The 5,555-nt window shown below is 72.3% G+C and carries 5 protein-coding genes, 1 tRNA gene, 1 other RNA gene and 1 pseudogene; 1 reads left to right on the forward strand and 7 read right to left on the reverse strand.

The features are described 5' to 3' along the window. The 7 genes and pseudogenes from VFV89_RS21935 to ffs form a co-directional block, all read right to left on the reverse strand. A pseudogene (locus VFV89_RS21935) lies at window positions 1-603 on the reverse strand (aspartate kinase); the annotation flags it as partial. Between the two features lie 160 nt (window positions 604-763). After that, a complete protein-coding gene (locus VFV89_RS21940; protein WP_329708116.1) occupies window positions 764-1,360 on the reverse strand; it encodes a DUF5063 domain-containing protein in 597 nt (198 codons plus the stop codon). Continuing rightward, window positions 1,357-1,953, reverse strand: coding sequence for a recombination mediator RecR (recR, locus tag VFV89_RS21945; protein ID WP_329708117.1), 597 nt, complete (start codon window positions 1,951-1,953; stop codon window positions 1,357-1,359). The genes VFV89_RS21940 and recR overlap by 4 nt, the downstream gene beginning before the upstream one ends. A 17-nt stretch (window positions 1,954-1,970) precedes the next feature. Next, on the reverse strand, window positions 1,971-2,369 hold the full coding sequence (locus tag VFV89_RS21950) for a YbaB/EbfC family nucleoid-associated protein (RefSeq protein WP_329708118.1): 399 nt from the start codon (window positions 2,367-2,369) through the stop codon (window positions 1,971-1,973). Between the two features lie 31 nt (window positions 2,370-2,400). After that, window positions 2,401-4,464 carry a DNA polymerase III subunit gamma and tau gene (locus tag VFV89_RS21955; RefSeq protein ID WP_329708119.1) on the reverse strand — a complete coding sequence of 688 codons (2,064 nt, stop codon included), beginning with the start codon at window positions 4,462-4,464 and terminating at the stop codon, window positions 2,401-2,403. Between the two features lie 53 nt (window positions 4,465-4,517). After that, window positions 4,518-4,886 (reverse strand): metallopeptidase family protein, encoded by a 369-nt coding sequence (locus VFV89_RS21960; RefSeq protein ID WP_329708120.1) that lies wholly within the window; start codon window positions 4,884-4,886, stop codon window positions 4,518-4,520. 41 nt (window positions 4,887-4,927) lie between these two features. Then, window positions 4,928-5,017: signal recognition particle sRNA small type (gene ffs, locus VFV89_RS21965), an RNA gene on the reverse strand. Window positions 5,018-5,117: 100 nt separating this feature from the next. On the opposite strand from ffs, the gene VFV89_RS21970 reads away from it, so the two are divergent. Next, window positions 5,118-5,203 (forward strand) — tRNA-Ser (locus tag VFV89_RS21970). Window positions 5,204-5,555 lie beyond the last annotated feature (352 nt).

A 5,555-nucleotide genomic window follows, 5' to 3' on the forward strand; every position in this document is an offset into this window, starting at 1 on the left:
CATCTCCTCGGTGGAGACGCGGCTGAGCTTGCGCGCGGTGGGCACGATCCTCGGGTCGGCGGTGAAGACGCCGTCGACGTCGGAGTAGATCTCGCACACGTCGGCGCCGAGGGCGGCGGCCAGCGCCACGGCCGTGGTGTCGGAGGCGCCGCGGCCGAGCGTCGTGATGTCCTTCGTGTCCTGCGAGACGCCCTGGAACCCCGCCACGATCGCGATCGCGCCCGAGGTGATGGCGTTCTCGATCCGCCCCGGCGTGATGTCGATGATCTTGGCCTTGCCGTGCGCGGAGTCGGTGATCACACCGGCCTGGGAGCCGGTGAACGACTTGGCGGTGTGGCCCAGCTGGGCGATCGCCATCGCCAGCAGCGCCATCGAGATCCGCTCGCCGGCGGTGAGCAGCATGTCCAGCTCGCGTGGCGGCGGCAGCGGGGTCACCTGTTCGGCGAGGTCGCGCAGCTCGTCGGTGGTGTCGCCCATCGCCGAGACGACCACGACGACGTCGTGGCCCGCCTTGCGCGTCGCGACGATGCGCTGCGCGACGCGCTTGATGCCCGCGGCATCAGCGACGGACGAGCCACCGTACTTCTGGACGACGATTCCCACGACGTACGAGTCTAGGTGGGCGCCGCGTCCGGGCCCGACTTCTTTCGCTCCGGTGGACACGCGCCGCTGGAGCGAGCGCAGCGAGCCTGTTCGCGGGGGGTGGACAATCGGCCGACAGTGTCTTCACCAAGCTGGCGAGGTTGGAACTGACAGGTGCCGGCTACACCTCATCCAGCATCTCCTCGGCGGCGGCGACATCCTCGGCCTCGCCGGTGAACTCGGTGTCGAGCCGGTCGTGGGCGACCACCGACAGCAGCGCGTTGAGCGCGACGCCGGCGAGGTTGCCCCACGAGGAGACATAGGAGAACTGCCACCACCACAGCGCCTCCTCGATGTCGCCCTCGCGGTAGTGGCGCAGGCCGTTCTCGAGGTCGGCGGCGATGCTGGTCAGGTCGTCGGAGAGCTGGCTCTCGACCGCTTCGGGCGCGTAGGGGTCGAAGACGTAGCTGTAGGTGTCGAGGTTGTCGAGCATGTCGGCCAGCCGCAGCCTCAGCTCGTCGAGGTCGGACTCGGGCCCCACGTCGGGCTGGTACTCCTGGCGCGGCTCGAAGTCCCGCTGGGCGCCGAGCCGGGCGCCGGCGAGCGAGATCTGGCTGAGCTCGAGGAGCAGCAGCGGGATCGCCCGGCCCACGTTGGCCTCCCGCGCGATCTCGCGCAGCGCGAGCAGGAAGCTCGAGAAAGAGTCCGCGATGCTCTGGGCGAAGTCCTCGGTCTCGCTGGACAGCTCGGCTGCGGATCGGTCGGGTGACTCGTTCACCGGGCACTCCTCCTGCCGGCCAGGGCTCGTCCGAGGGTGACCTCGTCGGCGTACTCCAGGTCGCCGCCGACCGGGAGCCCGCTGGCCAGCCGGGTCACGGTGAGGTCGAGGTCCTTCAACATACGGGTCAGGTAGGTCGCTGTCGCCTCACCCTCGAGGTTGGGATCGGTCGCGAGGATCAGCTCGGTGACGGTGCCGTCGGAGAGGCGCATCATCAGCTCGCGGACGCGCAGCTGCTCCGGCCCGATCCCGTCGATCGGCGAGATGGCCCCGCCGAGCACGTGGTAGCGGCCCTTGAACTCGCGAGTGCGCTCGATCGCGACGACGTCCTTGTACTCCTCGACCACGCAGAGCACGGTCGGGTCCCGCCGGGGGTCGCTGCAGATCCGGCACTGCTCGGCCTCGGAGACGTTGAAGCAGGTCGAGCAGAAGCGGACCCGCGCCTTGACCTCGACCAGGACGTCGGCGAGGCGGCGTACGTCGGGCTCCTCGGCCTGGAGCAGGTGGAAGGCGATCCGCTGGGCGCTCTTGGGTCCGACACCCGGCAGCCTGCCGAGCTCGTCGATGAGGTCCTGGACCACGCCTTCGTACACGGAGGAAGTCTAGGTTTCTAGAAGCCGAGCTGGCCGGGCGCCTGGCCCGGCGCGCCGCCCGGATCGCCCAGGCCGCCGCCCAGGCCGCCGGCGAGCGGCCCCAGCGCCTCGGTGGCCATCGAGTCGGCCTCGGCCTTCGCGGCGCGGTAGGCCGCCACGACCATGTCGCCGAGGTCGGACAGGCTCTCGGTGTCGTGCGGGTCGAAGGACCCTGGCTGCACGTCGACCGCGGTGAGCTCGCCGACGCCGTTGACCTTGACGGTCACCGACCCGACGGTGCCCTCGACCTCGCTGTCGTGCAGCCGCTGCTGGGCCTCCTGCAGCTGCTCCTGCATCTGCTGGGCCTGCTGGAGCAGGGCGTTCATGTCGAAGCCTCCCGCGCCGAGCGCGTCGAAGGGGTTCTGGCCCTCGGTCATCGGTCTGCCTCTCTCACGGTCGCCGCGGTGGTCACGAGTGCTCGATCTCCTCGATCTTGGACGCCCCGAGCTCGCGGGCGAGAAGGTCCTCGCCGTCGACGTCGTCGAGGTCGGCGTCGAGGTCGTCGCGGCTCGCGTGTGCGTCGGCGGCCGCCATCGCGTCCGGGCGCGGCGCCTCGCGGCCGGCCGGGCGGGTCCCCGCGATGGCCTCGCGGGCGGCGGCACGCGCCTGGTCGGTGTCCTCCGGCCGCGGATCGGCTTCGGCCTCGGGCTGCTCCTCGGCCGCCGCCTCGTCCGGGTGCGCTGCGGTCGCTGAAGGCTCGGGCTCCCGGGCGGCCGACGGCTCCGGGTCCGTGGCGGCCCGGGTGATCACCGGTGTGCCCTCGGGCCGGGCGCCGGGGTCGACGATCGTCTCGATCCTCCAGTCCGCGCCGACCACGTCGATGGCGGCCTGGTGGACCACCTCGGCGCAGCCGCTCGAGACGAAGCTGTCCCGCGCGCCGGCGTTGGAGAAGCCGAGGGTGAGCACGTTGCCGTCGAGTCCGACCACCTGGCAGTTCTGGGTGAGGTGGATCCACGCCATCCGGCGACGGGCCTTGGTGGCCTCGACGACGTCGGGCCACAGGCGGCGTACGTCGACCAGGGTCAGCCCCCCGCTCCCGCCGGTCGGGGCCGGGGGCGGGACGGCCTGCTCCGCGACCGGCTCCGGCTCGGGCTGGGCATCGGGCTGGGCATCGGGCTGGGCATCAGGCTGGGCATCGGGCTGGACAGCGAGTTGGGCAGCGGGTTGGGCAGCCTCGGGGACGGGAGTGCCGACCGCGGTCGGCATGGCCGGGGCGGGCCGGTCCTGGGCCGGCGCGGCCGCCGGCACCGGCGCCGGGGGCGGCGGTGCCGGTGCGGCAGGCGCCTGCGCGCTCGGCGTCCCGGTGATCGACGCGCGTCGCTCGAGCCGGTCGAGCCGGGCGGCGAGCCCGTCGGTGGCGTGGTCGGCGCCCGGGAGCAGCACCCGCGCGCAGAGCAGCTCGAGGAGCAGGCGGGGCGCGGTAGCGCCGCGCATCTCGGTCAGCCCGGTGGCCAGGATGTCGGCGGCCCGGCTCAGGTCGGCGGCACCGAACCTCGCGGCCTGCGCGATCAGCCGCTCGCCCTGGTCCTCGGAGACGTCGATGAGCCCGGTCGCGGTGGCACCGGGCACCGCGGCCACGATGACCAGGTCGCGCAGCCGCCGGAGCAGGTCCTCGGTGAAGTGGCGCGGGTCTTGGCCGGTCTCGATGACCTTGTCGATGACACCGAACACCGCCGGCCCGTCGGCTGCCGCGAACGCGTCGACCATCTCGTCGAGCAGCGCGTCGGGCGTGTAGCCGAGCAGCCCGGACGCGAGCTCGTGGGTGACCCCGTCGGGACCGGCGCCGCCGATCAGCTGGTCGAGGACAGACAGGGTGTCGCGCGCCGACCCACCGCCCGCGCGTACGACGAGCGGGAGCGCCGCGGGCTCGACCCTGACGCCCTCCTTGTCGCAGAGCTCGGTGAGGTAGGAGGACATCAGCCGCGGCGGGATCAGCCGGAACGGGTAGTGGTGGGTGCGCGACCGGATGGTCGCGATGACCTTCTCGGGCTCGGTCGTGGCGAAGATGAACCGCAGGTGCTCCGGCGGCTCCTCGACCAGCTTGAGCAGGGCGTTGAACCCCTGCGTCGAGACCATGTGGGCCTCGTCGATGATGTAGACCTTGTAGCGGCTCCGGACCGGTGCGAAGAACGCCTTCTCGCGCAGGTCGCGGGCATCGTCGACACCGCCGTGGGACGCCGCGTCGATCTCGATCACATCGATCGACCCAGGCCCTCCACGGGCCAGGTCGCGGCAGCTGTCGCACTCACCGCACGGGTCGGCGACCGGCGCCTGGACGCAGTTGAGCGCGCGGGCCAGGATCCGCGCACTCGTGGTCTTGCCGCAGCCGCGCGGGCCGCTGAACAGGTAGGCGTGGTTGACCCGGTTGCCCGCGAGCGCAGCACGCAGCGGCTCCGTCACGTGCTCCTGGCCGATGACCTCGGCGAAGGTCTCCGGCCGGTAGCGGCGGTAGAGAGCGAGAGGGGACTCCATTTCCCCTGAACCCTAGTTGGCGCCATCGACAGTCGAAAGGCAGCCGCCTGGCGTCAGTACCAGCCGTAGGCCCGCAGCTGGCCCTCGCTCAGGCCGAGCGCGTGCCCGACCTCGTGGCCGAGCACCTTCAGCACCCGCGGGGCCACCTCGTCGACACTTCGGCACACCGCGAGGATCGGCAGCCGGTAGAGCGTGATGACGTCGGGCAGCGAGCCCGGCACCCGCCCACCGACGCGCGTGTTGGAGATGCCGCGGAAGGTCCCCAGCAGCAGCTGACCCGGCGGCGCCTCCCCGGGCTCGGGCTGCTCGCGCACCACCACCGCGATGTGGGCCACGAGCGCGGCCGCCTCCTCGGGCAGCTGGTCGAGCGCGTCGCGCACCAGGTCGTCGAAGGCGTCCGGAGGGACCTCGTCCGGGTTCACCCCTCGATCCTGCCCTCCCGCGCCACGGACCCCGGACATGAAGAGGCCCCCCGCGCACCCGGCAGAGCTTGCCGACCCTTGCTGCCTTCCGGCCCTGGGGGATTGAGCTAGGTGCCGCCACACGGGGGGTTGGCACGAGTGTAGGTGAGCGTCGTACGCCGCTCCAACGCGGCGGCGACGACCTCGCCCTCGATTGGCTGGCGCCGCGCCGGGGCTTGTAACCTCCTCGGCGGAGGATTCGCCTAGAGGCCTATGGCGCTCGCTTGGAAAGCGGGTTGGGTTAACAGCCCTCGCGGGTTCGAATCCCGCATCCTCCGCTGTCTTGAACCGGGGTGGGGCTCACCCGGGTGCCGGCCCTGCGGAGGTCTCGACAAGCTCGACCAGCGGTGCGCCGGTAGGTGCCTACCCTGCCGCGCTCACGCGGCAGGGCCACCACGGTGGCTGAGGTGCGAGGCGCCCCAGCGCCGAGCCTCGAAGCCGGGCGACCCGGCGCTAGGACTCCCCCGGGTGCCTACCCTGCGGAGGTCTCGACAAGCTCGACCAGCGGTACGCCGGCAGGTGCCTGCCACGGTGGCTGAGGTACGAGGCGCCCCAGCGCCGAGCCTCGAAGCCGGGCGACCCGGCGCTAGGACTCCCCCGGGTGCCTACCCTGCGGAGGTCTCGACAAGC

Source organism: Nocardioides sp. (assembly GCF_036274455.1).
Lineage (GTDB): Bacteria > Actinomycetota > Actinomycetes > Propionibacteriales > Nocardioidaceae > Nocardioides.

Excerpts from the sequence above, each read along its gene's own strand:
- VFV89_RS21950 (WP_329708118.1), bottom strand. The coding sequence starts at position 2,369 with ATGACCGAGGGCCAGAACCCCTTCGACGCGCTCGGCGCGGGAGGCTTC.
- VFV89_RS21955 (WP_329708119.1), bottom strand. The coding sequence starts at position 4,464 with ATGGAGTCCCCTCTCGCTCTCTACCGCCGCTACCGGCCGGAGACCTTC.